This is a genomic window from Nocardia sp. NPDC003269 (assembly GCF_042888005.1).
Lineage (GTDB): Bacteria > Actinomycetota > Actinomycetes > Mycobacteriales > Mycobacteriaceae > Nocardia.
This window is the reverse complement of sequence record NZ_JBIAPA010000002.1, coordinates 472,996-498,729: the sequence shown is the minus strand read 5'-3', so window position 1 is coordinate 498,729 and position 25,734 is coordinate 472,996. Positions and strand designations below refer to the sequence as shown.

General features: G+C 70.7%; 23 protein-coding genes. 15 read left to right on the top strand and 8 right to left on the bottom strand.

The features are described from left to right. Positions 1-32: 32 nt before the first annotated feature. The 7 genes from ACFYWJ_RS12705 (at position 33) to ACFYWJ_RS12675 (ending at position 7,851) form a co-directional block, all read left to right on the top strand. Entirely contained in the window at positions 33-668 is a 636-nt protein-coding gene (locus ACFYWJ_RS12705; protein ID WP_355280816.1) for a hypothetical protein, read from the top strand. Positions 669-772: 104 nt separating this feature from the next. Then, positions 773-1,264 carry a winged helix-turn-helix domain-containing protein gene (locus tag ACFYWJ_RS12700; RefSeq protein WP_355280815.1) on the top strand — a complete coding sequence of 164 codons (492 nt, stop codon included), beginning with the start codon at positions 773-775 and terminating at the stop codon, positions 1,262-1,264. A 98-nt stretch (positions 1,265-1,362) separates the two neighbouring features. Further along, on the top strand, positions 1,363-2,988 hold the full coding sequence (locus ACFYWJ_RS12695) for an acyl-CoA synthetase (RefSeq protein WP_355280813.1): 1,626 nt from the start codon (positions 1,363-1,365) through the stop codon (positions 2,986-2,988). A 133-nt stretch (positions 2,989-3,121) separates the two neighbouring features. Then, the gene (locus ACFYWJ_RS12690) at positions 3,122-4,780 is read left to right on the top strand and encodes an acyl-CoA synthetase (RefSeq protein ID WP_355280811.1); all 1,659 of its coding nucleotides are present in this window, start codon (positions 3,122-3,124) and stop codon (positions 4,778-4,780) included. 55 nt (positions 4,781-4,835) lie between these two features. Next, entirely contained in the window at positions 4,836-5,396 is a 561-nt protein-coding gene (locus ACFYWJ_RS12685) for a hypothetical protein (RefSeq protein ID WP_355280810.1), read from the top strand. A 163-nt stretch (positions 5,397-5,559) separates the two neighbouring features. Continuing rightward, complete coding sequence (locus tag ACFYWJ_RS12680) at positions 5,560-7,029, top strand: PepSY domain-containing protein (protein WP_355280808.1); 1,470 nt, start codon at positions 5,560-5,562, stop codon at positions 7,027-7,029. 117 nt (positions 7,030-7,146) lie between these two features. Further along, entirely contained in the window at positions 7,147-7,851 is a 705-nt protein-coding gene (locus tag ACFYWJ_RS12675; protein ID WP_355280807.1) for a hypothetical protein, read from the top strand. Between the two features lie 107 nt (positions 7,852-7,958). Here ACFYWJ_RS12675 and ACFYWJ_RS12670 read toward each other — a convergent pair whose 3' ends face one another. Beyond that, positions 7,959-8,867 (bottom strand): DUF389 domain-containing protein, encoded by a 909-nt coding sequence (locus tag ACFYWJ_RS12670; RefSeq protein WP_355280805.1) that lies wholly within the window; start codon positions 8,865-8,867, stop codon positions 7,959-7,961. A gap of 162 nt (positions 8,868-9,029) precedes the next feature. Here ACFYWJ_RS12670 and ACFYWJ_RS12665 point away from each other — a divergent pair, with 162 nt between their 5' ends. Then, a complete protein-coding gene (locus ACFYWJ_RS12665) occupies positions 9,030-10,610 on the top strand; it encodes an alkaline phosphatase D family protein (protein ID WP_355280804.1) in 1,581 nt (526 codons plus the stop codon). A gap of 3 nt (positions 10,611-10,613) precedes the next feature. On the opposite strand, the gene ACFYWJ_RS12660 is transcribed toward ACFYWJ_RS12665, so the two are convergent. From ACFYWJ_RS12660 to galK, 4 genes are all read right to left on the bottom strand, one after another. Continuing rightward, complete coding sequence (locus ACFYWJ_RS12660; RefSeq protein ID WP_355280802.1) at positions 10,614-11,954, bottom strand: family 1 glycosylhydrolase; 1,341 nt, start codon at positions 11,952-11,954, stop codon at positions 10,614-10,616. A 93-nt stretch (positions 11,955-12,047) separates the two neighbouring features. Then, a complete protein-coding gene (locus ACFYWJ_RS12655; protein WP_355280801.1) occupies positions 12,048-12,296 on the bottom strand; it encodes a hypothetical protein in 249 nt (82 codons plus the stop codon). A gap of 12 nt (positions 12,297-12,308) precedes the next feature. After that, complete coding sequence (locus ACFYWJ_RS12650) at positions 12,309-14,027, bottom strand: sodium:solute symporter family protein (protein ID WP_355280800.1); 1,719 nt, start codon at positions 14,025-14,027, stop codon at positions 12,309-12,311. Between the two features lie 151 nt (positions 14,028-14,178). Continuing rightward, entirely contained in the window at positions 14,179-15,300 is a 1,122-nt protein-coding gene (gene galK, locus ACFYWJ_RS12645; RefSeq protein WP_355280799.1) for a galactokinase, read from the bottom strand. A 220-nt stretch (positions 15,301-15,520) separates the two neighbouring features. Between galK and ACFYWJ_RS12640 the strand changes: the two genes are divergently transcribed. Beyond that, positions 15,521-17,023 carry a GGDEF domain-containing protein gene (locus tag ACFYWJ_RS12640; protein WP_355280798.1) on the top strand — a complete coding sequence of 501 codons (1,503 nt, stop codon included), beginning with the start codon at positions 15,521-15,523 and terminating at the stop codon, positions 17,021-17,023. 23 nt (positions 17,024-17,046) lie between these two features. Here the strand turns inward: ACFYWJ_RS12640 and ACFYWJ_RS12635 are convergent, their stop codons facing one another. Together ACFYWJ_RS12635 and ACFYWJ_RS12630 are read right to left on the bottom strand one after the other, a co-directional pair. Further along, positions 17,047-17,814: a DUF6319 family protein gene (locus ACFYWJ_RS12635; protein ID WP_355280796.1), complete on the bottom strand. Its 768-nt coding sequence runs from the start codon at positions 17,812-17,814 to the stop codon at positions 17,047-17,049. A gap of 137 nt (positions 17,815-17,951) precedes the next feature. Then, the gene (locus tag ACFYWJ_RS12630; RefSeq protein ID WP_355280795.1) at positions 17,952-19,127 is read right to left on the bottom strand and encodes an alpha-hydroxy-acid oxidizing protein; all 1,176 of its coding nucleotides are present in this window, start codon (positions 19,125-19,127) and stop codon (positions 17,952-17,954) included. A 107-nt stretch (positions 19,128-19,234) separates the two neighbouring features. Between ACFYWJ_RS12630 and ACFYWJ_RS12625 the strand changes: the two genes are divergently transcribed. Further along, positions 19,235-19,459: a hypothetical protein gene (locus ACFYWJ_RS12625; RefSeq protein WP_355280793.1), complete on the top strand. Its 225-nt coding sequence runs from the start codon at positions 19,235-19,237 to the stop codon at positions 19,457-19,459. Here ACFYWJ_RS12625 and ACFYWJ_RS12620 read toward each other — a convergent pair whose 3' ends face one another. Further along, entirely contained in the window at positions 19,460-20,278 is an 819-nt protein-coding gene (locus ACFYWJ_RS12620; protein ID WP_355280792.1) for an amino acid-binding protein, read from the bottom strand. A 273-nt stretch (positions 20,279-20,551) separates the two neighbouring features. On the opposite strand from ACFYWJ_RS12620, the gene ACFYWJ_RS12615 reads away from it, so the two are divergent. The 5 genes from ACFYWJ_RS12615 (at position 20,552) to ACFYWJ_RS12595 (ending at position 25,702) form a co-directional block, all read left to right on the top strand. After that, the gene (locus ACFYWJ_RS12615; protein WP_355280790.1) at positions 20,552-21,319 is read left to right on the top strand and encodes a DeoR/GlpR family DNA-binding transcription regulator; all 768 of its coding nucleotides are present in this window, start codon (positions 20,552-20,554) and stop codon (positions 21,317-21,319) included. Beyond that, positions 21,316-22,278, top strand: coding sequence for a 1-phosphofructokinase family hexose kinase (locus ACFYWJ_RS12610; RefSeq protein ID WP_355280789.1), 963 nt, complete (start codon positions 21,316-21,318; stop codon positions 22,276-22,278). The genes ACFYWJ_RS12615 and ACFYWJ_RS12610 overlap by 4 nt, the downstream gene beginning before the upstream one ends. 33 nt (positions 22,279-22,311) lie before the next feature. After that, positions 22,312-24,534: a fructose-specific PTS transporter subunit EIIC gene (locus ACFYWJ_RS12605; protein WP_355280787.1), complete on the top strand. Its 2,223-nt coding sequence runs from the start codon at positions 22,312-22,314 to the stop codon at positions 24,532-24,534. Between the two features lie 26 nt (positions 24,535-24,560). Beyond that, positions 24,561-24,818 carry an HPr family phosphocarrier protein gene (locus ACFYWJ_RS12600; RefSeq protein ID WP_355280786.1) on the top strand — a complete coding sequence of 86 codons (258 nt, stop codon included), beginning with the start codon at positions 24,561-24,563 and terminating at the stop codon, positions 24,816-24,818. Between the two features lie 131 nt (positions 24,819-24,949). Next, positions 24,950-25,702, top strand: coding sequence for an alpha/beta fold hydrolase (locus ACFYWJ_RS12595; RefSeq protein ID WP_355280785.1), 753 nt, complete (start codon positions 24,950-24,952; stop codon positions 25,700-25,702). Positions 25,703-25,734 lie beyond the last annotated feature (32 nt).

Sequence of the window (25,734 nt, the reverse complement as noted above, 5' to 3'; positions counted from 1 at the left end):
GCAGTACCAGGAACACTCGAGGAGAGCTGGATATGCATCAACTGAGTTTCATGCGTCGCTTCACCACCGCCGTCGCCGCCACCTCGGCCGCCGTCGCCGTCGTCTTCGCCGCCCCCGCGGCCGCCGATCCCGCGCCACAGAGCACCGTCGACGTGGCCGCGGCCGTCGCGAAGCTGCGCACCACGGTCGCGGACAACCCGGGCGCGCTCGCCGCGCTGGACCAGCTGGTGGACAAGGGCACGGTCGACGTGGCACTGCCCGCACAGCCCTTCCAGATCCCCGCGACCTCCGATATCGGCCAGAACGGCGCGGGCGCCGGCGTCTACGGCTCGGGCATCGCACTCGACATCGACGGCTTCCGGCTCGGCTTCTTCGGCGGCCCCGGCACCATCTCGCCCAACCAGGGCGGCGCCAAGCTCGAGGTCATGTGGCTGAACCTGACCAGCGGCCAGAGCGGCACCGCCGTGCTCTCCGAGCACCAGGACGTGCCGGTCGACACCACCATCCGCACCGCCGCGCTGAACACCGGCGCGGGCCTGGTCGTCGCGGCGGTGTACGGCAACCTGTGGCACCGCTGGTCGGTGCCGGTCGACGAGGCGCACCCGGACGGGTACGCCTACCAGCTGGGCACCATCCAGCAGCCGACCTTCGGCGCCGTCACCCGGTAATCCCGCCCGGTCCCGCACCCCGGAATCGCCAGGATTCCGGGGTGCGTCCGCGTTCGGCGGGAGCATTGCCGCGCAACGGGTCCGGGGTGGCGTAGGTTTGCCGCGTGGATCTGGTCGACCGTCTCGAAGAACTGGAACGGCGGGTTGCCGCCCTGGAGCACTCCGGAAGCGGTGACGCGCAACTGCCGTGGGCGGTCGCGCGCCTGCGGCAGGAGTTCGACGCCGCGGGGGTGCGCAATGGCGGCGTGCTGCTGGCCGGGGCGCTGCAACTGCCCACCGGCGAGCGGCTGGACTGGCAGGCGCAGTTCGCCACCGACGCCATCGTGGACGACGTGTGGACCATCGAGACCGCCAATTGCCTTGCGGTCCTGGCCAATCCGGTACGGCTGCGGCTGCTGCGCGAGATCGTCTACGGTCGCCGCACCGCCGCCGACCTGGCCGCCATCGAGGAACTGGGCACCTCGGCCGAGATCTACCAGCATCTGCGCCAGCTGGCCGCGGTCGGCTGGCTGCAGACCGCGGGGCGCGGCCGGTTCGAAGTACCGGAGGGCAGGCTCGTCCCGTTGCTCGCGGCGTTGGCCAGCGCGCAACGCTGATTGAGAATTGTCCTAATTGTCCGTTTAGAATGCTGTGATCCAGGGCACATCGACTGCTACCGTGAGCATCCAGGGATCGATGCTGTGGAGGTAGCCGAGTGAACGTGACCCATCTGCTCGAAAGCGTCAAGGCGCTCGGAGTGCTGCGCTCGCGCGGCGTCTCCGACCCGACCAAGCCGCTCGAGACCTTGCGGACCATGAAGGAATCCAAGATCTACGGCCCCCAGGCCACCTTGGTCCGGCACTCCGCCCGCGTCGCGCCCGAGCAGGTCGCGCTGGCCGACGAGCGCGGTGAGCTCACCTACCGCGAGCTCGACGACCAGTCCACGGCGATCGCCCGTGGTCTGCACGACGCGGGCATCACCCAGGGCATGGTCATCGCGGTGCTCGCGCGCGATCACCGCGGGCTGCTCATGTCGATGATCGCCGCGGGCAAGCTGGGCGCACGGATCGCGCTGATGAACACCGGCTTCGCCAAGCCGCAGTTCGCCGAGGTGTGCGAGCGCGAGCAGGTCCGCGCCGTGCTGCACGACAGCGAGTTCATCGGCCTGCTCGACGCGCTGCCCGCCGAGCTGCCGCGGTTCCTCACCTGGGTGGACGAGGGCGCCGAACTACCCGAGGGCGCAACCACATTCGACGACCTCATCGCGGGCAACTCCACCGAGCCGCTGCCCCCGCCGAGCAAGCCGGGCGGCTTCATCATCCTCACCAGCGGCACGACCGGCCTGCCCAAGGGCGCGCCGCGCACCAAGGTGACCCCGATGGCGACCGCGCAGTTCGTCGACCGGGTGCCCTTCCCCAAGCGCGGCACCATGATGATCGTCTCGCCGATCTTCCACAGCACGGGTCTGGGCACCTGGCTGGTCGGCACGATCCTGTCGAACAAGATCGTGGTGCGCCGCCGCTTCGACGCCGAGGCCACCCTGGCCGCGATCGCCGAGCACAAGGTGGAGATGCTGGTCGCGGTGCCGACCATGCTGCACCGGCTGACCGAACTGCCCGCCGAGGTCAGGGCGAAGTACGATCTGTCCTCGCTGAAGGTGATCCTGTTCGCCGGGTCCGCGCTCTCGCCCGAGCTGTGCATCAAGGCCACCGAGGCGTTCGGACCGGTGCTCTACAACCTCTACGGCTCGACCGAGGTGGCCATCGCGACCATCGCCAACCCGGCCGAGCTCGCCGAGGCGCCGGGCACCTGCGGCCGGTCGCCGATCACCTGCGAGGTCCGCCTCTACGACGAGAACGACCAGCGGGTCGAGACGCCGGAGACCTCGGGCCGGATCTTCGTGCGCAGCGGCGCGCCGTTCGAGGGCTACACCGACGGCCGCAACAAGCAGATCATCGACGGCTTCATGTCCAGCGGCGACCTCGGGCACTTCACCGCCAGCGGCCTGCTCATGGTCGACGGCCGCGACGACGACATGATCGTCTCCGGCGGCGAGAACGTCTTCCCGCAGGAGGTGGAGAACCTCCTGGTGGAGCGGCCCGACGTGAACGACGTCGCGGTGGTCGGCGTGGACGACGTGGAATTCGGCAAGCGCCTGCGCGCCTTCGTGGTACTCGAGGAGGGCCACAGCACCGGCGCCGCGGAGATCCAGGCGCACGTCAAGGAGAACCTGGCGCGCTACAAGGTGCCCCGCGAAGTGGTCTTCGTCGACGAACTCCCCCGTAACGCGACCGGCAAGATCCTGCGCCGCGTCCTCATCGATTATGAGGTGTCACAGTGAGGTCGGCGGGCTGAGAGACAGAGCACAACCGGCCCGAGATGCTTGCTATTGTTAGCACCAGCACTGGATCTCGATGACGCGGTCCGGCCCCACGGGGGTTCGTCGTGGGATCGGTCTGCCGGAAGGCTGTTCGATGTCTCTGTCTCTGCCCGCGCTCGGCGGTACCGCCCGGCGTGCCGGTGATTTCGCGCTCGGCGTCAAAGTGATGATGGATCGCAAGCTGTTCAATCCGCTGCGTCTGGATCACGCCGCTCGCTCGTTCTTCAACGTCTCCAAGTTCGGCCCGTTCGCCGGTGTGGTCATGCACGCCGCGCAGACCAGGCCGGACGCGGGCGCCATCGTCGACGAGCGCGGCGAGCTCACCTTCGGGATGCTCGACGAGCAGTCCAACGCGCTGGCCCGCGGCCTGCGGGCGAGCGGAATCGCCGAGGGCGACGTGATCGCCGTGCTGGCCCGCGATCACCGCGGCATGGTGCTGAGCCTGCTCGCCGCTGGCAAGCTCGGCGTCCGCGCGGTCCTGATGAACACCGGCTTCGCCAAGCCGCAGTTCGCCGACGTGGCCGCGCGCGAGAAGGTCAAGGCGGTGCTGCACGACAGCGAGTTCGTCGACCTGATGAGCGCCATCCCCGCCGACATCCCGCGCGTGCTCACCTGGGTCGACGAGGCGCACGGGGTCGACCCGGCGATCCCGACCGTCGAGTCGGTCTCGGCCGGTCGGTCGGTGACGCCGCTGACCCCGCCGAGCAAGCCGGGCGGCATGGTCATCCTGACCAGCGGCACCACCGGAACGCCGAAGGGCGCCCCGCGCGACAAGGTGAGCCCGTTCGCCTCCGCGCAGTTCATCGACCGGGTGCCGCTGCCCAACAACGGCACCATGATCATGGCGGCACCGATCTTCCACGGCACCGGCCTGTCGCAGTTCACCCTCGGCCTGGCGCTGGGCAACCGGGTGATCTTCCAGCAGCGCCGGTTCGACCCGGAGAAGACGCTGGCCAATATCGTGCAGTACCAGGCGGATTCGCTGATCGTGGTGCCGACCATGCTGCAGCGCATCCTCGATCTGGACGAGCAGATCCTGGCGAAGTACGACCCGAAGACGATCAAGGTGATCTTCGCGGCCGGCTCGGCCATCGCGCCCGACGTGGTGACCCGCACGCTGGACTACTTCAACGACAGCCTCTACAACCTGTACGGCTCCACCGAGTGCGCCGTGATGACCGTGGCCACCCCCGCCGACCTGCGCAAGGCGCCGACCACCGCGGGCAAGGCCCCGGTCGGCATCCGGATCGTGCTGCTCGACGAGAACCGCAAGCCGGTCACCGCGCCGAACGTCACCGGAACCATCTTCGTGGACAACGGTTTCGCGTTCACCGGCTACACCGACGGCCGGACCAAGGAGATCGTCGACGGGATGATGTCCAGCGGTGACGTCGGCCATTTCGACGCCGACGGGCTGCTCTACATCGACGGCCGCGACGACGACATGATCGTCTCCGGCGGCGAGAACGTCTTCCCGCTCGAGGTGGAGAACCTCATCGCGGGCCGGGCGGACGTGTTCGAGGCGGCCGTGGTCGGCGTCGACGACCGCGACTACGGCAAGCGGCTGCGCGCGATCGTCGTCCCCGGTCCGGAGTCGGCGCGCGACGCGCAGGAGATCAAGGACTACGTCCGCGAGAACCTGGCCCGCTACAAGGTCCCGCGCGAGGTCATCTTCGTCGACGAGCTGCCTCGCAACGCCACCGGCAAGCTGCTGCGCAAGCCGCTGATCGAGATGGACGCCGAGCAGGCGTGAGCCCGGCCGTTCGTTCCCGGTCGGGCGGCCCATACCGGTCGACTATCATCAGCGGGTGATCATCGAGTTCGCGCGGCCGTCCGCGCCGTCGCGTGCCGTCGGCGCGCGGCTGCGCGGCGCCTGCGCGGGCTCGATGTCGGGCGCGCTGTCGCTGGCCGCGCACGGGCTGGCTTCCGGCGGCGCGCTGCCGGGTAGCACCACGGTCGTGCTGCTGGCCGCGGTCTCGGCCGTGGTCGGCGCGCTGGTCGCCGGCATCGGCCCGCTGCGCGATGGTGCGGTCGGGCTGGCCGCCGTCCTGCTGGGCGGTCAGCTGCTCGGCCACACGACCATGAGCTGGTCGGGGCACGCCCATCACGGTGACGATTCGCTCGGCCTCGGCATGCTCACCGCGCACGCCGTCGCCGCGGTCCTCGCCGCCGTGATCATCCTCGGCGCCGAGGCCGCCTACCGGATCGGCAGCGCCGTGCTGGCGCGCATCCTGCCGCAGCGCTACCGCGCTCCCCGCATTCCCGATCCGGCGCCGCTGCGCCTGGTCCACCGTGACCGCGTCATCCTGCGGATCTTCGCCGCGCAGTCGCTGCGCACCCGCGGTCCGCCGCTCGCGATTCCTTTCTGACTCTTCCTTCACCCGGTGCACGAGCGATTTCGCCGTGCGCTGTTCGCGCGTCGACGCCAGGAACGCTCCGACCAGAGCGGTACGCACCACGGTGCTGCCGGTCGACGGTCGCCGCTTCGTCATGGCCGCGCACCGGGTTTCCACACTCCAGAAACGAATCACCATGAGCATCACGGACACCCGTCCGGCCGAGGAGCCGACCTCGGCGACGTCCGCGTCCGCGGACCGACAGCGCTCCGGCACACGCCGGGGCTTTCGCCTCTACCCCCTGGCCATGCGCCTGCACTTCTACGCGGGGATCTTCGTCGCCCCGTTCATCCTGATCGCCGCCCTCACCGGCGCGCTGTACGCGATCGCCCCGACCATCGAGGGGATCGTCTCCCGCGATCTGCTCCAGGTCGACACCACCGGTCCCGATCAGGCGCTCTCGGCGCAGGTCGGCGCGGCCGTCGCGGCCCGGCCGGACCTGACTCTCGTCGCCGTGGCGCCCGCGGCGGGCGAGGGCGAGACCACCCGGGTGCTGTTCAACGACCCGACGCTCGGTGATTCCGAGCGGCTCTCGGTGTTCGTCGACCCGCACACCGCCCAGCCGGTCGGCGAGGCCGTGGTCTACGGCAGCGCGGGCGCGCTGCCCTTGCGGACCTGGCTCAGCGAGTTCCACCGCAGCCTGCACCTGGGCGAGCCCGGCAGGCTCTACAGCGAGCTGGCGGCGTCGTGGCTGTGGGTGATCGCCCTGTTCGGCCTCGTGCTGTGGGTACATCGGGTGCGCAAGCGCCGGTCCAAGCGCTCGGCGCGGTGGCTGCTGGCGCCGGATCTGTCCGAGCCGAAGCGGCGCAAGCTCAACTGGCACGGCGCGATCGGTTTCTGGATCCTGCCGGTAGTGCTGCTGCTGTCGGCGACCGGTATGACCTGGTCGACCTACGCCGGTGACAATGTCACCAAGCTGCGCGAGGAACTGAGCTGGACCACCCCCGCGGTGAACGTGAAGCTACCGGGCACGGCCGGTCCGGCCCAGTCCACGGGCGGCGACCACCACAGTGCCGGTCACACCGCGCCCGCCCCGGTCGACCCGGCCGCCCGCATCGCCCAGCTCGACAGCGTGTGGGCGATCGCCAAGGCCAACGGGATCACCCAGGCCGCCGAGATCACGATCCCCGCGACGCCGGAGAAGGCGTTCGGCGTCAAGGAACGGCGCATGTCCGGTACCTACACCATCGACTCCGTCGCGATCGATGGTGCGAGCGGCACGGTCACCGATCAGCTGGCCTTCGCCGACTGGCCGCTGATGGCCAAGCTCACCAACTGGGGCATCGCCTTCCACATGGGCCTGCTGTTCGGCGTCGCCAACCAGCTGCTGCTGCTCGCGGTGGCCCTGGGCCTGTGCGCGATGATCGTGCTCGGCTACCTGATGTGGTGGCGGCGCCGCCCGACCAGGGCGACGAGCCGGTTCGCGGTCGGCGCGCCCCCGCGCCGGGGCGTGCTGCGCAAGACCTCGCTGTGGATCACCGTTCCGCTGGTCGCCGCGGCGGTTCTGATCGGCTGGTTCGTGCCGCTGATCGGGCTGAGCCTGCTCGGCTTCCTGCTCGTGGACGTCGCGCTCGGGCTCGCCGCCCGCGCCCAGCCCACGGCCTGACCGCACAGCCCCCACGAGGCGAAACCGCCTCGCCCACACCTCATTTCCCGTGCTCGGGTGCCGTCGCGATGACGCATGCCCGCAGCCGCTCCATTCGACGAAGGACTCAGCTACCCCATGAAGACCACCAAGATCGCGCTCGCCGCTGCCGCCCTGCTCACCGTGGGCACCGTCAGCGCGGGCACCGTGCACGCGGCACCGGCCGCACCGGCGCCGATCACCTTCACCGCCGAAACCGTCGACAGCACCTCGCGCATCACCACCGACGCGGGTTCGCTGGTCGTCGAGGACGGTGTGTTCGAGGTCAAGGCCGCCGACGGCACCACCGTCGCCGCCACTCCCCTGCGCTTCCAGCTCGACGATTTCGAGTTCCCGATCGCCGCCGAGATCACCGGCCGCACCGCCACCCTCACCCCCCAGCTGAGCATGGACAAAGCCGTCTACAAGCCGGTCGCCCTGCCGTTCGAGGACAAGGCACCCTGGAAGTCCGAATACGACCGCGAACAGGCCGCCTGGTCGCGCATGACCAGCACCATCTCCCTGGGCGCCTCCATCGGCACCCTCGTCGGCGGACTCGGCGGCGCCGCAGTCGGCTGCGTCCTCGGCGGCATCATCGGCGCCACCGTCGCCTCGGCCACCATCGTCGGACTCTTCGGCCCGTTCCTGCCCGCCGCCGCCGTCGGCTGCATCGGCGGTGTACTGGCCATCGGCGCCCTCGGCACCGTCGCCGGACAGATCTTCGTGACCGCACCGGTCGCGCTCGGCGCGGCGATCCAGTACTTCACCACGATCAACCAGCCGTTCACCCCGCCCGCCAAGTAGGCGAGGTCCCGTGCAGGCCGGCGGCGTGATCGAGGTCGCGCCGACCCCGGCGGTGGCTCACCGTAGTGGCCACCGCCGGGGCTTCCCCGGCCGACCAGCCACCGCAGCTAGCGATCGGCGCGCTGGAACAAGAGCAGCACAGCGACGCCCGCGAGCACGATGCCCATCAGATTGACGCTGAGCTGAGCGAGCGAGCCCAGCGCGATGTGCCACTTGCCCGCGAAGGCCGCGACGACGGCCAGACCGGCCGCAGGCACGGTCGTCACCGAAATGAACACGCCCACTAGGACCGCGGAGGTGGAGCTGACCACCGCGAGCATGCCCGCGGCACCGGCCAGCAACGCCACCACCAGCGAGAACGGCCCGACCTGATAGATGAAGTCGAAGGCGCGGGCATCCTCGACATTCGCGACGCCGATCCACCCGAGGCGCACCCACAGCAGCGTGGCCAGCCAGGTGACGACCATCGCGACCGGAAACGAGATCGCCAGGGTGCGCACCGACGTGCGGATGAGCCGGGTGTCCCGGCGTACCAGGCCCACCGACAGCGCCGCCAACGGGAGGAACTCGGGCCCGACCACCATGGCGCCGACCAGCGTCAGCGGTGAGGCCGTCGTCACGCCCACCGCGGACAGCAGAATCGCGATCGCCAAGAACGTCAGGAACGTCGGCGTGAGCCGGGCACCTTCGCGCATCTGGTCGAGCAACTGCGCCCACACCACAGTTCGGTCGCGCCGCTTCGGGGCCGCGGTGTCCGCCCGCTCCTTGGCATCGGAGATCACGGTGCCCGACGGCACGAACGAAATGCCGCCCGTCCGCGACAGATCCAGCGCGGTCAGCGCGGCGAGCACATCGTTCAGCGAGCCACGCGCCACCTCCGCCTGGATCACATCGCCGGGCGGGTCGACGGCGGCGGCGAGTCCGAGCGTCACATGGGTCGCACCGGGTTCCCCGCCCAGGATGCGCAGGACTTCGCCACTCCGCTCACTCGGGGAGATGACGCGTAGATGCAACACAGCAGAGTGCCTCCTTCGGCCGGGCAATGCGCTGAGGTTAGAGCAGACCGCGTGCGGCGGCCGGTAGGCCCGTCGATCCACACCCCCCGTCGCGCGCCGGCGGGGAAACGGACAGAATCGAGGTGAACTCGGCATTCGGTGGCGGTGAAAGGACGACAGGCGATGACGCTGTCCCGTCGGCAACTCCTGCGCTTCGGCGTGGCCGGCTCGGTCGCGGCCGCGGTGGGCGTGTCGGCGGTGAGCAGCGCCCGCTTCGCCGCGCCGCGCACGCTCGGCGAACCGTTCTCGCTCGGCGTCGCCTCCGGGGAGCCCACCGCCGACGGCGTGGTGCTGTGGACCCGGCTCGCGCCCGATCCCCTGGCGCCCGACGGCTACGGCGGAATGCCGGTCGACCCGGTGACCGTCGACTACGAGGTCGCCGAGGACGAGCGGTTCACCAGGGTGGTGACCAGGGGTGCCGCCGTGGCGAGCCGCGAGCTCGGCCACAGCGTGCATCCCGAGATCGCCGGGCTGGCGCCGGATCGGTGGTACTACTACCGCTTCCGGGCCGGATCGGCGATCTCGCCCGTCGGCCGTACCCGCACCGCACCGGCGGTGGGCGCTCCGACCAACCGGATGCGCTTCGCCTTCGCCTCGTGCCAGTCCTGGAGCTCCGGGTACTACACCGCCTACGAGCATCTGCGCGAGGAGGACCTGGACCTGGTCGTGCATCTGGGCGACTACATCTACGAGTCGTCCTGGGTGGTCGCCCGGCGCGGCGCGACCCTGCTGCCCCAGCTCGAGGGTGAGGCGGTGAACCTGACGGGGTATCGGCTCAAGTACGCGCAGGCCAAGGCCGAGCTGCCGCTGCAGGGTGCGCACGCGGCGTTCCCCTGGCTGGTCACCTTCGACGACCACGAACTCGACAACAACTGGGCGGGCGCGCAGCCTGGCCTCGGCCTCGATGTGTACCGGCTGGCCCCGCTGTACCGGCGCCGCAAGGCCGCCGCGTTCCAGGCGATGTACGAGCACCAGCCGATGCGCCTGGCCCAGCTGCCCGCCGGACCGACCGTGCACTTGCACCGGCGGTACCGCTTCGGCGATCTGGCCGAGTTCACCATGATCGACACCAGGCAGTACCGCGACCCGCAGGCCTGCGGCGACGGCACCGCGGTCACCGGCTGCGCGGAACGCTTCGCCACCGACCGCACGATCCTCGGCGCGGCGCAACGGGATTGGCTCGTCGACGGCCTGTCCAGCTCGCCGACGCGCTGGCAGGTGCTGGGCAATCAGGTCGCGATGGCGCAATCCGACTACGACCCGGGACCGGAGCTGCTGCTCGGCACCGACGCCTGGGACGGCTATATCGCCGATCGCAATACGGTGCTCGGCGCGGCGTCCGCGCGCGCGGCGGGCAATCTCGTCGTGATCACCGGCGATCGCCACGAGAACTACGTCGCCGATCTGCGCGGGGACTACGCCGATCCCGAATCACCGGTGGTGGCCACCGAATTCACCGGCACCTCGATCACCACCGGCGGTGACGGCGCCGACCTCACCGACGGGGGCCGGGCGCTGCTCGCCGCCAATCCGGACATGAAGTTCTACAACCGGCAGCGTGGTTACACCCGGGTCGACCTCGATCATCGGGTGTGGCGCACCGACTTCCGGGTGCTCCCGTATGTCACCCGCCCGGGTGCGCCGATCACCACCCGGGCGAGTTTCGTTGTCCAGGAAGGTGTTCCGGGAGCCGAGCAGGCGTGAGGCTCACGGCACGGCGACCGGGCGCAGGCAGCTCTGCAGCGGAGTGACGATCGAGCACAGCGCGGGCTTGCGCGTCGGGCGGTAGTCCGCCGGGACGCCGTTCGCCGCCGTGACGGCCCGCAGGGCCGCCACCGCGTCGGTGGGCCGTCGGGTCAGGCTCGGATCGGTGGTCGCGTCCACCGTGTACAGGCCGAAACGCGGTGCGTAGCTGCCCCACTCGTAGTTGTCGGTGAGGCTCCAGTAGTTGTAGCCGATGACGTCGATACCGTCGAGCTCGGCGCGCTGGATCCAGTACACGGTGTCGCGCAGATGGTCGGCGCGGGTGTAGCCGTCGTGGCGCGGCGCGCCGTTCTCGGTCGGCAACCCGTTCTCCACCACGTAGATCGGCAGGCCGGGGAACTTCTCGGCGTAGGTGCGCAGGTCGTAGTAGATGCCCTCGGGCTCGATCGCGTTCTTCCACAGCTCGTCGCCGAGCAGCGCGGTGGTCGGCGGATGCTGGAGCGAGACACCGTAATAGAAGTCGATCCCGAGGTAGTCGAGCTTGTCCCGGACCCGGTCGACGAACAGCAGGTCGGTCAGGTTCTGCACGATCGGATACTGCGCCACATTGCTGGTCACCCGCGCGCCCGGCTGGCGCTGGTGGATGTGGTCGTAGATCTCCCGGTGCGCCCGCACCAGCCGGTCGAACATCGGCAGCGCGTCGAGCGGCCCGATGTCGCCGATCTTGATCGACTGCGCCACGTATCCCATCGGTTCGTTGATCGTCACCCACAGCGGATCGAACCCCGCGTATCGATCGACCACGCGGCGCATATTGGCCAGCCAGTCGGCGACCATCCCCTGGTTCTTCCAGCCGCCCTTGTCCGCCGCCCAGCCCGGGATCACCCAGTGATCGAGGGTGAGCATGGGCCGCATCCCGGCCGCCCGGATCTTCGCCAGGACCGCGTCGTAGAACCGGAAGTCGTTGTCGTCCCAGGTCCCCGCGCGCGGCTGCACCCGCGCCCACTCGATGCTGAGCCGGAAGACCCCTACTCCCAGCCCGGCCGCGAGGTCGATGTCCTCGGCGTAGCGGGTGTAGAAGTCGACCGAGTTCCCGTACCGGTCGCGCGCCTCCCCGGAGGCTGCGTACCGGCTCCAGTTGCTGTCCGGCGCATGGCCTTCGGACTGGAACCCGGACATGGAGACGCCCCACTGGAAGTCGGCGCCGAGCGCGGGCACCCGCGCCGGGGCGGCCGCCGCGCTGCCGGTGCCGGAGCCGCTGGGCGCCGCGGCCACCAGGCCGCCCCCGCCGAACACGAGCGCGATCGTCGACAGAATCGTGCACAGGATGCGCGTGCGTCTCATATCGGCAGAATCTCCCCGGGTGCTCGAGCGGCTGTGAAGTCAGCAGCCCGGACTCTACTGGTCGATTGTCCAATATGCGGCGGATTCGGCGAGCTAGCGGTCGGGGGTGAAATCCTCCAGGGTCAATTCGGGCGTCTCGGGCACCTGGACCGGACGCAGGAACGCCCAGCCGACGAACACGACCGTGACCCCGAGCATGCCGAGGCCCGCCCACAGATTCACGTCGATGCCCCCGGTCTTGGCCTCCTGGGCGGCGGGGTCCTGCACCAGCGAGGTGATCACCAGGACGACGCCGTAGCAGCCGAGCAGCGCGCCGATGATGGTGCGGATATCGAAAAGCATGGCCCTGTCTCCCTATCCGACGATGATGTTGAGCGCGATCACCAGCACGAGCGCGATCCCCGCGAGCAGCACCGGGCGCTGGTACCAGGGCAGCGAGTCCGCGTCGGGATCGGTGCGCAGCGCCTTCGGGGTCTCGGAGTAGACCAGGCCGACCAGTTCCGCGGCCGGCTTGGGCCGGGTGACCAGGGTGACCGCCACGCTGACGGCGATGTCGACGACGAAGGCGACGCCCGCCGCGACGAAGCTCGTGCCCTGCCCGGACAGGCTCGTCACCCCGGTCTCGTTGAGCACGAACACGAACACCGCGGCCAGCGTGCCGCTGACCAGGCCGACCCAGCCCGCGGTCGGTGTCATCCGTTTCCACAGCATGCCGAGGATGAAGGTCGCGAACAGCGGCGCGTTGAAGAAGCTGAACAGCGTCTGCAGGTAGTCCATCATGTTGCTGAACCCGCCCGCGATGAACGCGGTGAAGATCGCCGCGATCGTCGCGCCGACCGTCGCCAGCCTGCCGATCCGCAGGTAGTAGCCGTCGGGCCTGCCCTTACGGACGTACTGTTGCCACAGATCGAAGCTGAACACGGTGTTGAACGCGGAGACGTTGGCCGCCATGCCCGCCATGAACGCCGCGAGCAGACCGGCCAGGCCCACCCCGAGCAGCCCGTTCGGCAGGACCTCCTTCATCAGGAACAGCAGCGCCTGGTTGTAGGTGACGTCGCTCTCGTAGTCGGGATTCGCGGTGACCTGCTGCTTGTACTCGATCATCTGCGGCACCAGCACCGCGCTGATCATGCCGGGGATGACCACGATCAACGGGATGAACATCTTCGGGTAGGCGCCGATGATGGGCGTGCGCTGCGCGGCCGAGATCGAGTGGGTGGCCAGCGCTCGCTGCACCTCGACGAAGTTCGTCGTCCAATAGCCGAAGGAGAGCACGAAGCCGAGGCCGAACACGATGCCCATGATCGAGGCGAAGTTGTCGGTGAACCCGCTCATCGCGTTGCCCGGCCAGGTGCTCAGCTGATCGGCCCCGCCCGGCGAGGCGGTCACCCTGTCCTGCAGGCCTTCCCAGCCGCCGACCCGGTGCAGGCCGACCAGGGTGAGCGGCAGCAGGGCCGCCACGATCACGAAGAACTGCAGCACCTCGTTGTAGATCGCGGCCGAGAGCCCGCCCAAGGTGACATAGGACAGCACGATCGCCGCCGCCACGATCACCGAGATCCACAGCGGCCAGCCCAGCAGCACGTTGACGATGGTGCCGAGCAGATACAGGTTCACCCCGGCGATCAGCACCTGGGCCAGCGCGAAGCTCAGCGCGTTGACCAGGTGCGCGCCGGTGCCGAAGCGCCTGCGCATGAACTCCGGCACCGACCGGACCTTGGAGCCGTAGTAGAACGGCATCATCACCACGCCGAGGAACAGCATGGCGGGCACGGCGCCGATCCAGAAGTAGTTGAACGTCGGGAAGCCGTATTGGGCGCCGTTGGCCGACATCCCCATGATCTCCACCGCGCCGAGGTTGGCGGAGATGAACGCCAGCCCGGTGACCCAGGCGGGCAGGGAGCGGCCGGAGAGGAAGAAGTCGACGCTGGAGGACACCCGGCGCCGGGCGATCAACCCGATGCCGAGCACGAAGACGAAATACAGGGCGACGAGCGCGTAGTCGACGGGCGCGGCGTCGAGCCGCAAGGTCGACGACGCGTCGAGCGTGGTGGTGGAAACGGCAAGTGGCACAGCGTGTCCCTCCTGGCCTGGAGCCGGGCGGCGCACGGGCGTCGATGACGACGGCGCGGGCTGCGTCGCCCGCCGAACATTCTCGGATGGATCCACTGTGCGCGCTCGCGCGCCACGTCACCCGCCGATTCGCCGATGAGTGAACTTTTGTTCAGTCCAGTCTGTGTGCCCCGGCGGCCGGTTCGACGGTGAAGATGCGCGGTGCGGCGAGATCCGCCGCGGCGAAATCCGATTCGATTCGCGCGGTGACCCGGTCGGTCGCCGCGCGGTCGACCAGCGCCAGCACGCTGCCGCCGAAACCGCCGCCGACCAGGCGCGCGCCGTGCGCGCCCGCCGCCAGCGCGGCGTCGACCGCGAGATCGAGGGCGGGCGCGGACACCGCGAAATCGTCGCGCAGCGACCGGTGCGAGGCGGTGAGCAGCGCACCGATGGCCCTGGGGTCGGCACCGGAGCGCAGCCGGTCGACGACGGCGAGCACGCGCGCGTTCTCGGTGACCACATGGGTCGCCCGGCGCCGCAGCACCGGATCGGCGAGCCCGGACAGCGCGGCGGTGGTGGCATCGCGCAGGGCGGGCACCCCCAGCGCGGCGGCGGCCGCCTCGCACTGCGCCCGGCGTTCGGCGTACGCGCCGTCGGCGAGGTCGTGCGGGTGGCCGGTGTCGGCGACGAGCAGGGCCAGGTCCGCGGCCGCGAGATCGAACGGAATCTGTTCCACCGCATCCGGTTCCGGGCCGTCGGGCGCGGTGTAGGCGCGGACGTCGAGGAACAGCGCGTGACCCGCCGTGCACAGGATGGCGGCGGACTGGTCGAGCACCCCGGTCGGCACCCCGGCGAACTCGTTCTCCGCCGCGCGGGCGATCTCGATCACGGCGCGATCGGTGAGACCCGGCGCGAACAGATCCCGCAGCGCCACCGTCACCGCGCAGCACAGCGCCGCCGAGGACGACAGGCCCGCCCCGATCGGCACGGCGCCGTCGACGTCGAGGCGCACCCCCGCGATCGGATGCCCACGGCGCGCGAACTCGACCACGACGCCGAGCGGATACCGCGCCCAGCCGGGCACCCGATCACGCTGCGCGGCAAGCTCGTCCACGGCGACCGCGACGACCTCGCCGGGGCGCTGCGCCGAGGTGAGCCGGACCCGGCCGTCGGCGGTGGGCCCGGCCGCGCAGACGACGCCGAGCGACAGGGCGATGGGCAGCACGAACCCGTCGTTGTAGTCGGTGTGCTCACCGATGAGGTTGACCCGGCCCGGGGCGATCCACCTGTCCATCCTTCGGCTCCTCCGTACTCGTCGACGCTGCGGCGATCCCACCACACACCGCGCCGGCGCGGCGCCGGACATCGGGTACCGAATCGGTATCCGGCAATGCCGTCAAGGGCACGACAACCGGGGACCGGACGTGTCATGATCGACTGAGTTGTAAAGGTTTTGAGCGTCTCTCACGTTCGATCGGCGCTCGTCGCGTGCGCAGCAGGATCGAGGGGGGCCGATGACCATCAGCGAGACACGCCAGCGGAGCCCACGCTGGTACGCGCTCGTGCTCGGCGCGGCGGGGGCCGCGCTGCTCGCACCGCTGCTCGGCCCGCGGTCGCTGTCGTTCCTGCTGCTGGTCGTGATCGTCGCGGGCAGTCTGGCCATGATCGGCGTCGGCCTGTACAGCCACCGGCCCGCGCACCGGGTGCCCTGGTATCTGCTGGCCGCGTCCGTCCCGCTGTTCGCCTCGGGCACCGCGATACGCGAACTCGGTCTGCACGATACGTGGCATCCGATCGACGATCTGTGTACCGCCGCCGCCTACCTGTGCCTCGGCCTGGCGGCGGTGGGCTGGCTGCAACCGCGCCGGGTCGCGGGCGCCCGGGATCTGTGGCTGGACTCGATGCTGATCGGGCTCAGCGCGCTGCTGGCCTCGTGGACGTTCCTGATCTCCCCGATCCTGGCCGACCCCAACGGTTTCGACACCGTGCTGGCCGCGAGCTTTCCGGTGATCGACGCGCTGCTGCTCACCGTGCTCGCGCATTCGCTGGCCACCGTGGTCCGCAGCGAGACCGCGCTGCGGCTCCTACAGGCGGCGCTGATCGCGGTCCTCGTCGGCGGCCTGCTGGAAAGTCTCACCGCCGCGGGCACGGTCCTGGTCGACAGCGGGTTCGCGCTGGTGCCCCAGCAGTGGGCGTACCTGCTGGCCGGGCTGGCCGCGCTGCACCCGACCATGGGCGTGACCCACGTGGCCGACGACGCGCACCCGCACCGGTCCCGCAGGCGCGCCGGGGTGATCGCGGTGGCCCTGGTCGCCGCGTCGCTGGTGAGCGTGGTCGGCGCCGATCTCGGTCCGGGTGACCGGGTGGTGATCTGCCTGCTGCTCACCTCCCTGCTGGTCGGGGTGCTGGTGCGCAGTGAACGCGCGATCGCCCGCAGCCTGCGCAGCGAGCGCCGCGCCCAGTACCAGGCCGACCACGATCTGCTCACCGGGCTGTTCAACCGGGCCGCGCTGCTGCGGGCACCGCACCGGCACCGCCGGGAGTGGGCCGGAAAACCGTTGTGCCTGTTGTTCATCGACCTCGACGGCTTCAAGATGGTCAACGACAGCTACGGGCACGCGGTCGGCGACGAGCTGATCGCCGAGGCCGCCGCCCGCATCCGCCGCACGGCCCGGCGCAGCGATGTGGCGGCCCGCTACGGCGGCGACGAGTTCGTCGTGCTCGCCGCCCGTGGGCGGGCCGAGGCGGCCGTGCTCGCCCAGCAGTTGCTCGGCGCGTTCGTCCGCCCGTTCGACCTGAGCTGCGGCGAGATCCCCATCACCGCCAGTATCGGCGTCGCCTGCGTGAGCACCCGGCCGACCGACTCCACGGTCTACGACCTCATCCGCGCCGCGGACGCCGCCATGTACCACGCCAAGGAGTACCGCCTCGGCCTCGCCTTCCACGACGGCCTGCGCCAGAGCACCGGGCCCCGGGTCCTGCGCAGTACCGGAAACCCCACCAGCACAGCGGTATAGAGCTGTGCGGGCGGGGGCGATGCTCAGTCTCCTAGTTCGGCGAGGAGCCTTTTGGCCGCCTCCAGTTCGGCCTGCAGCTGGGCGACCTTGGCCTGCTGCGCGCCGCGCGCGGCCTCCAGGATGCCCGCCACGACTTCCTCGACCTCCGGGTGCAGGATCTTGGCGGCCTGGGCGACGGCGCCACTGCTCACCGCCAGCCCCTTCACGCTGCGCTTCTTGCCGTTGACCACGTCGACGGTCCACTCGCCGTCGGCGGAGCCGGTGAGGGTGACGGTCACCTCGGGCGCCTTGGGCTTGCGCGCGGCCGGGGTCTTCGCCGCCGCCGGACGCGGTGTCGCCGGCTTGGGCGCGGCGGACTCGTCGGGGACGGGCGCGAGCGACCGAGGAGCGGGCGGCGTCGGTGCGGCGCTCGGCAGGGTCGACGGCTGGGTCACAGTGTGGTCCTTTCGATTGCTCGGCTCGGGGACACTCTCCGGGCGGGTCCGCGAGGATCCGCCCGGCGCTACGGTAGTCGCGCGGGCCGGCTTGGTCAGCGTCACCTCGCTCGGTCCGAACGACAGCACATCTTTGGAACCGGTGGGCTTCACCTGCAGGAAGTCGCCGTCGGCCGGGTCGCCGAGGGCGACGACCTTGCCCGACTTGCCCTCCGCGACACCGACGGCGGCGGCGGTGAACCACACCATCGGCGGTTTCCCGTCGGCCAGCTCACCCGCGATGCGCGCGAGCTCGGCCTCGGACAGTACCTGCGGGGCGGATCGGCGGGATGCGGACTTGGTGCTCGGCGAGGACATCGTGGACTCCGGAAGGTTGGTGCGTTCTACAGCGTGGTGTGCTGGAGATGATGCCGCACGCCACCGACATGTTCCGGGCGAGCCCACCGTCGCGGTCCGAAAACCCGTCCGATGACGGGCTTCCGGACCGTCCGCGATCAGCCGCGCGCGGCGTTGCCCGCGGTCGTCGGGCGGATGTTCGCGCGCACCGCGGCGACATCGGGATACCCGTTGACCGCCATCAGCAGATCCGCCTCGGCCGCGTAGCTGCGCAGCAGGTGCACCAGCCCGCGGACCCCGCCCAGCGCCAGCCCGTACACGTACGGCCTGCCGAGCCCGACCATGGTCGCGCCGAGGCCGAGCGCCTTGACCACGTCGGCGCCGGAACGCACGCCGGAGTCGAACAGCACCGGCACCCGGTCCTCGCACGCCGCGACGACGCCGGGCAGCGTCTCCAGCGCGCTGAGCCCGCCGTTGGCCTGGCGCCCACCATGATTGGAGCAGTAGATGCCGTCGGCGCCGAAGTCGATCGCCTTGCGCGCGTCCTCGGGGTGCGAGATGCCCTTGAGGATGATCGGCAGCTCGGTCAGCGAGCGCAGCCAGGTCAGGTCGTCCCAGGTCAGGGAATTGCCGAAGGTCGCGATCCAGTGCAGGACAATCAGCTTCGGGTCGTCGGAGCCGACCATCGCCTGGAACACCGGGTCGCTGGTGTAGTTCTTCAGCACGTGCCCGCGCAGCTGCGGGAAGTTGCCGCTGGACAGGTCGCGCGGCCGCCAGCCGGGCACCCAGGTGTCGAGGGTGACGGTGATGCCCGCGTACCCGGCGGCCTCGGCGCGACGCACCAGGCTCTCGGCCAGCTCCCGGTTCTTCGGCGTGTACAGCTGGAAGAACGACGGTGTGTCGCCCGCGTGCGGCCGCACGTCCTCGAGCGGGTCCTCCATCAGGGTCGAGAACATCGCGGGCACACCGGTTTTCGCCGACGCCTGCGCCACCGCGATGTCACCGTGGCCGTTCTCTCCGACCAGCCCGATCACACCGACCGGCGCCAGGAACAGCGGACTGGCGAAGGTGTGCCCGAAGGCGGTGACGGTGAGGTCGCGCTCGGTCGCCCCGACCAGCATCCGGGGCACCAGGCCCCAGTCCGCGAAGGCCTCGGCATTGCGGCGCTGGGTGAGCTCGTCGCCCGCGCCACCGGCGATGTAGTTCAGCAGGGTATCCGGCAACGCGGCGGTCGCCTTGCGCTCGAGCGTCGCGTAGTCCATGGGAAATTCGGGCAGGTTCCCACCGAGCGCGGCCAGGTAGATCTCGTTCTGATAGTCGGCGAACTGACTCATCGCTGAACTTTCGCATGCGAGCCGTGGTTCACAGACCCCAGGGGGGATGTAAGGTGCGTCATACTCGTAAGTAGACAGCAGCGTACCCAGCAGCACGTTCCGAGATTGTGAGTGCCCCTGTCGTGACCCTCGTCGAACACTCGGCCGCACCCGCCGACCCGGACGTTCTCCTCGCTCAGCGCATCACCAACGGTGCCATCCGCTACCTGACCCTCCTCGCCTGTGGACTCTCCCAGGACTCGATGGACCTGCTCACCTCGGTCACCGACCGACTACGGGCTGCCGAGGGTGCTTTACGCGATCCCCTCACCGCCGATCTCGGCTTCGACTGATCACCGCAGGCGCGCGGTGAGCGCGGCCAGGTCCGCCAGCCGGTGCGCACGCGCGATCTCGGCGGGCGTGAACGGTTCGTCGGGACGCACGAAGCCCCAGCGACCGTCGTCGCGTTCGAGTTCGAGCACGGTGCCCGCACCCGCATCGCCCGCGTCGGGCGTGCCCGGCGCGAGATAGCGCGCACCGAGCAATTCGGCGACAGCCAAGGGTAATTCGTCCGGATCGCCCACTATGCGGGCCGCGATGGCCAGCGCCTTGGTCTGGCCGTCGATCAGCGACAGCACCGTGGCGGGCCAGACCCGCACGCCCGAACCACCCGCCTGCACCACCGCCGAGGTGAGGCTGTGCACGGTGACCCCCTCGGGCGCGGCGACGACGAGTTCGTCGAGCACCGCGTCCTCGAGCTGATGCACGTGCACGGTCAGGATGTTGGCCTCGCGATGGGCCAGGTGTTTGGCCAGCGTCTCCAGCGCGCCCGGCCGATCCGCCAGCCTGACCCGGATCCGCCACAATGCCTGCGCCTCGTCGATCCGGTCCCGGTGCCGGAGTTCCGGGCCGTGCAGCCAGCCGCCCAGCATGCGCATCGCGCCCGGTTCGACCACCCAGATGACCAGGATCGTGGTGGTGATCGTCAGCAGGGCGACGGTGAGCAGGTAGGGCGGGTGCAGGTGGATCACCAGCGCGTGCAGCGCCAGCTCCACCGGGAACACCGCCGCCAATTTGGCCAGCGCCAGCCGGGTGCGGCGCGGGTGCGGCAGCCGCCCGCACACCTCGCAGGCCAGGGCCGTGACACGGGGTCGCACTGCGATTCGCCACATGCGGGTCAGCGTCACCCGCGCACATGTCGATCTTCGACGTGACACGTAAACGGGGCGTGACAGCCATTCCGAAACCGCTTGACCTGCAACGCCTTCCACGGTGATACCCGCCACGGGCAGCGCGCGGATGTGACCGCGGGCACCTTCGGTCCGGCCGTGACCCGCGATAGACGGCGGCAACGATTGTGACTCGCCTCACTAAAAGTAGTTGACAAAGCCACACAATCGGGCATAAAACAACATGAGTACACATTCACCGAAGCGGAGGAACCCATGTACGCCGAGGAACGGCAGCAGGCGATCGCGGCCCTGATCGGGCATCGCGGGCGGGTCTCCGTCGCCGAACTGGCCGACCAGTACGGGGTCACCACCGAGACCGTGCGGCGCGACCTCGCCGTGCTGGACCGGCTCGGCCTGATCCGGCGCGTGCATGGCGGCGCGGTCGGCGCGGGCGCGCTGACCACCATCGAGCTGGGCACCGCCGAACGCGACAGCACCCGCGCCGCCGAGAAGGACCGCATCGCCGTGCTGGCCCAGCGCTTCCTGCCCGCGTCCGGCGGCAGCGTGCTGTTCGACGCCGGCACGACGACGGCCAGGGTGGCCGCCGAGCTGCCCACCGATCTCGACCTCGTCGCGGTCACCAACTCGCTGCCGATCGCCACCCGGCTCACCGGCTTCGCCGGGGTGCGGGTGCATCTGCTCGGTGGGCGGGTGCGCGGGGTCACCCAGGCGGCCGTCGGCGCCGAGACGCTGCGCCTGCTCGGTGAGCTGCGGATTGATGTCGCCTTCGTCGGCACCAACGCGCTCACCGTCCGGCACGGGCTGTCCACGCCCGACCCCGAGGAGGCCGCGGTGAAGCGCGCGATGATCGCCGCCGCCGACCGGGTCGTGGTGGTCGCCGGCGCGGGCAAGGTCGGCCGGGAGGACTTCGTGCGCTTCGGCGGCACCGACGACATCGACGTACTGGTCACCGATACCGAGATCCCGGCCACCGCGCACGCGGACCTGGTCGCGGCGGGTATCGAGGTGGTGCTCGCATGATCGTCACCCTGACCGCGAACCCGAGTGTGGACCGGACGGTCACACTCACCGAGCCGTTGCGGCGCGGACAGGTGCATCGGGCCGCCGGGGTCACCGCGCAGCCCGGTGGGAAGGGCGTCAATGTCGCGCGGGTGGTCGCCGCCGGTGGCGCGCCGGTGGTGGCCGTGCTGCCCGGCGCCGAGGACGATCCGGTGGTGCACGGATTGCGCACGGCGGGAATCGGTTTCCGCGCGGTGCCGGTGCCGGGCGAGCCGCGGGTGAATCTGACGATCGCCGAAACCGACGGCACCACCACCAAGATCAACGCACCCGGCCGACCACTGACCGATCGCGAGCTGGCCGAGCTGACGTCGGTGCTGGTCGAGCTGGCCGCTGAGGCGGCGTGGATCGTGCTGTCCGGTTCGCTGCCGCCCGGGGTGCCGGTCGACTGGTACGCGGAACTCGTCACCACGCTGGGCGCGTCGGCGAACGGGGCGGCCCGCACCCGGATCGCGGTCGACACCTCCGACGCGCCGCTGCTGGCCCTGTTCGCCGAATCAGTGGGCGCCGCACCCGATCTCATCAAGCCGAACTCCGACGAGCTCGCCCAGCTGACCGGGCTCGATCCCGTCGATCTCGACGACCCGGCGGCCGCCGCCGCTGCCGCTGCCCGCCTGATCGATCGCGGGGTCGGCGCGGTGCTGGCGACCCTCGGCGCGGCCGGGGCGGTGCTGATCACCGCCGAGGACGCCTGGTTCGCCGCTGCCCCGCCGATCGTGCCGCGCAGCACCGTCGGCGCGGGCGACTCCGCCCTGGCGGGCTATCTGCTCGCCGACCTGGCCGGCGCGGACCCGGCCGACCGGCTGCGCGCCGCCGTCGCCTACGGCAGTGCGGCCACCGCGCTGCCGGGCACCGAACTGCCCGGCCCGGCCGACATCGCGCTCGACGCCGTCACCGCCCACCCCCTGCCGACCAGCTGACCCGATCCACCCCCACTCGCGAAAGACACCACGATGGCCGATTCGATCATCACCACCGACCTGATCACGCTCGACGCCGAGCTCGGCGCCGACAAGGACGCGGTGATCACCGCGCTCGCTGGCGAGCTCGCCGCGGCGGGCCGCGCGAGTGACGCCGCTGCCGTGCGCCGGGCGGCGCTGGACCGGGAAGCGCAGTCGGCCACCGGACTCCCCGGCGGCATCGCCATCCCGCACTGCCGATCGGCGGCCGTCACCAGCGCGTCCCTCGCCTTCGCCCGCCTCTCCCCCGGCGTCGACTTCGGTGCCCCCGACGGCCCCGCCGACCTGGTGTTCCTGATCGCCGCCCCCGAAGGAGCGGGCGCCGAACACATGAAACTGCTGTCGTCCCTGGCCCGCGCGCTCGTCCGCCCGGCCTTCGTCGCCGACCTGCGATCGGCCGCGACACCCGCCGACGTCGTCGCCCTGGTCGACGGCGTCATCAACCCACCGCCCGCCGCAGGACAGCAACGCCCAGCGGCCACAGCCGGTGTCGCGCCCGGTGGCAACGCAACAGCCGCTGACTCCGCAGCGAAGAGCGCCGACGCGGGAAGCGGTTACGCCGGAGCCGCCGAGGGCACAGCAACAACCGACACCGCAGCCGCTGGTGAATCCGGAGCAGACGCCGATGCGCGCGGTGGGTCGAGCGCTCCGAGCTCCGTAGCCGGAGGTGTGGCGCAGGCAGAAACAGCTACAACTGTCGGAACAGGCAGTGCCGCAGAGACTTCCGTCGGAAGCGTGACCGGAGGACGACGGCTGCGGATCGTCGCGGTGACCGCCTGTCCGACCGGCATCGCGCACACCTATATGGCCGCCGACTCTCTTGTCGCCGCCGGTGAGCGCGCCGGGGTCGACGTGGCCGTCGAGACCCAGGGCTCGAGTGGCGGCGACAAGTTGGACCCCGCCACGATCGCAGCGGCCGACGCGGTCATCTTCGCGACCGATGTGGGGGTGAAGGATCGGGGCAGGTTCGCGGGCAAGCCGGTCGTCGAGTCGGGCGTCAAGAGAGCCATCAACGAGCCGGACACGATGATCGCGGAGGCCGTCGCGGCGAGCGCGGCCCCGGGTGCGGCGACGGTGGGCGGCACGGCACCGGCACCGGCGGCCTCAGCGGCCAAGGGGATCGGCTGGGGCACCCGGCTGCGGCAGATCCTGCTCACCGGGGTCAGCTACATGATCCCGTTCGTCGCGGCGGGCGGTCTGCTGATCGCGCTGAGCTTCCTGCTCGGCGGGTATGAGATCTCCGACAGCGCGAAGGACATCGTGCTGAACAACTCGATCACCGACCTGCCCGACGGTGGCCTCGGCACCTACTTCGGCGCGGTCCTGTTCCAGATCGGCGCGCTGGCGTTCGGGTTCCTGGTGCCCGCGCTGGCCGGGTACATCGCCTTCGCGATCGCCGACCGGCCCGGTCTCGCACCGGGTTTCACGGCGGGCGCCATCGCGGTGTTCGTCGGGGCGGGATTTCTGGGCGGTCTGGTCGGCGGGCTGGTCGCCGGGTTCGCGGCGCTGTGGGTCGGCAGGCTGCCGGTGCCGACGTGGGCACGCGGCCTGATGCCGGTGGTCGTGATTCCGCTGCTCGCCTCGCTGATCGTCGGCGTGGCCATGTTCGTGCTGCTCGGCAAGCCGCTCGCGGCCGTGACCAGCGGACTCACCGACTGGCTCAACGGCCTGTCCGGCACCTCGGCGGTCGCGCTCGGTGTCATCCTGGGCGTGATGATGTGCTTCGACCTGGGCGGGCCCGTCAACAAGGCCGCGTACTCCTTCGCCGCGGCCGGCCTGTCGGTGACCGATCCCGCGACGCTGCGGATCATGGCCGCGGTGATGGCCGCGGGCATGGTGCCGCCGCTGGCGATGGCGCTCTCGACCACCGTGCGCCCGCGCCTCTACACCGAGGCCGAGCGGGAGAACGGCAAGGCCGCCTGGCTGCTGGGCGCCTCGTTCATCTCCGAGGGCGCGATCCCGTTCGCCGCGGCCGACCCGCTGCGCGTGCTGCCCTCGATGATGCTCGGCGGCGCGGTCACCGGCGGCCTGGTGATGGCCACCGGCGTGACGCTGAGCGCACCGCACGGCGGCATCTTCGTGTTCTTCGCGATCGGCCACCTCGGCTGGTTCGTGCTGGCGCTGCTGGCGGGCACCGTGGTCGCCGCGCTGAGCGTCACCCTCGCCAAGGAGTTCACCCGCACGCAGTCCGCGTCCCCCGTCCTAACGACCGCGTAACCCGTTCACACACAAGGAGATATCCCATGGCCAGCACCACCGTCACCGTCGGCTCCTCGGTCGGCCTGCACGCCCGTCCCGCCGCCCTGATCGCCGAGGCGGTCGGCGCGGCCGGGGTTCCGGTCACCATCGCGCTGGTCGGCGGCGACCCGGTCGACGCGGGCTCGGCGCTGATGATCATGACCCTCGGCGCCGGTCAGGGCGCCGAAGTGGTGATCACCAGCGACGACCAGCCGACCCTGGACAAGATCACCGAACTGGTCGCCAGCGACCTCGACGCCTGAGCCCGCGCGGCCACCCGTGCGTCGGGTGGCCGCGCGGCGTGCGCCCGCCTTCGCCGACAGGCGTGATCGCGGAACCCCCGGGTACATTCGAGGAGCTCGTACTTCAGTTCTCTCGAAAGGCCCTCCGCCCTATGGGTACTCGCTGGCTACGTCGCCTTTCCCCCGCCCCCGGCGCGGAATCCCGGAAGCTGGTCTGCTTCCCGCACGCAGGCGGTTCGGCCCTCGCGTACGGGCCGCTGGCCAAGTCGATCGGCGCCGACTTCGACGTGCTCGCCGTGCAGTACCCCGGGCGGCAGGACCGGCGGCAGGAACCGCTGGTGGACAGCATCTCCGGCCTCGTCGACGGGCTGCTGCCCGAGCTGATCGAGGCGCTCGACGGCGACGAGAACTTCTTCGCCTTCGGCCACAGCATGGGCTCGGTGGTCGCCTTCGAGACCTGCCGGCGGCTGGAGCAGGCGGGCTCGACGGCGCGCGTGCTGTTCGCCTCCGGCCGTCGCGCCCCGTCGGCCCCGCAGCCGGGAACCGTGCATCTGCTGGGCGATCGGGAACTGGCCGCGCAGCTGCTCGAGTTCGGCGGCACCCCACCGGCGCTGCTCGCCGATCCCGAGTTCCGTCAGCTCATCCTCTCGATCACGCGCAACGACTACCGCGCCATCGAGACCTACACGTGTGCCCCGGAGACCACCGTGGCCAGCCCGATCGTCGCGCTGGCCGGCGCGGACGACGCCGACGCGCAGCTCGCCGACATCCAGGCCTGGGGCACGCACACCACCGGCGACTTCACCGCGACCACGTTCCCCGGTGGCCACTTCTACCTCGACGCGAACCTCGACGGCATCGGCGGCCTGATCCGCGAGCACAGCGCACGGGCCCTGGCCCGCTAGCCGGGTGGCCGGGTGAGCGCTCACCCGGCCAC

Excerpts from the sequence above, each read along its gene's own strand:
- ACFYWJ_RS12600 (WP_355280786.1), top strand. The coding sequence starts at position 24,561 with ATGGCCAGCACCACCGTCACCGTCGGCTCCTCGGTCGGCCTGCACGCC.
- ACFYWJ_RS12675 (WP_355280807.1), top strand. The coding sequence starts at position 7,147 with ATGAAGACCACCAAGATCGCGCTCGCCGCTGCCGCCCTGCTCACCGTG.
- ACFYWJ_RS12615 (WP_355280790.1), top strand. The coding sequence starts at position 20,552 with ATGTACGCCGAGGAACGGCAGCAGGCGATCGCGGCCCTGATCGGGCAT.
- ACFYWJ_RS12635 (WP_355280796.1), bottom strand. The coding sequence starts at position 17,814 with ATGTCCTCGCCGAGCACCAAGTCCGCATCCCGCCGATCCGCCCCGCAG.
- ACFYWJ_RS12605 (WP_355280787.1), top strand. The coding sequence starts at position 22,312 with ATGGCCGATTCGATCATCACCACCGACCTGATCACGCTCGACGCCGAG.
- ACFYWJ_RS12690 (WP_355280811.1), top strand. The coding sequence starts at position 3,122 with ATGTCTCTGTCTCTGCCCGCGCTCGGCGGTACCGCCCGGCGTGCCGGT.
- ACFYWJ_RS12705 (WP_355280816.1), top strand. The coding sequence starts at position 33 with ATGCATCAACTGAGTTTCATGCGTCGCTTCACCACCGCCGTCGCCGCC.
- ACFYWJ_RS12660 (WP_355280802.1), bottom strand. The coding sequence starts at position 11,954 with ATGAGACGCACGCGCATCCTGTGCACGATTCTGTCGACGATCGCGCTC.
- ACFYWJ_RS12610 (WP_355280789.1), top strand. The coding sequence starts at position 21,316 with ATGATCGTCACCCTGACCGCGAACCCGAGTGTGGACCGGACGGTCACA.
- galK (WP_355280799.1), bottom strand. The coding sequence starts at position 15,300 with ATGGACAGGTGGATCGCCCCGGGCCGGGTCAACCTCATCGGTGAGCAC.
- ACFYWJ_RS12665 (WP_355280804.1), top strand. The coding sequence starts at position 9,030 with ATGACGCTGTCCCGTCGGCAACTCCTGCGCTTCGGCGTGGCCGGCTCG.
- ACFYWJ_RS12655 (WP_355280801.1), bottom strand. The coding sequence starts at position 12,296 with ATGCTTTTCGATATCCGCACCATCATCGGCGCGCTGCTCGGCTGCTAC.
- ACFYWJ_RS12630 (WP_355280795.1), bottom strand. The coding sequence starts at position 19,127 with ATGAGTCAGTTCGCCGACTATCAGAACGAGATCTACCTGGCCGCGCTC.
- ACFYWJ_RS12620 (WP_355280792.1), bottom strand. The coding sequence starts at position 20,278 with ATGTGGCGAATCGCAGTGCGACCCCGTGTCACGGCCCTGGCCTGCGAG.
- ACFYWJ_RS12595 (WP_355280785.1), top strand. The coding sequence starts at position 24,950 with ATGGGTACTCGCTGGCTACGTCGCCTTTCCCCCGCCCCCGGCGCGGAA.
- ACFYWJ_RS12680 (WP_355280808.1), top strand. The coding sequence starts at position 5,560 with ATGAGCATCACGGACACCCGTCCGGCCGAGGAGCCGACCTCGGCGACG.
- ACFYWJ_RS12640 (WP_355280798.1), top strand. The coding sequence starts at position 15,521 with ATGACCATCAGCGAGACACGCCAGCGGAGCCCACGCTGGTACGCGCTC.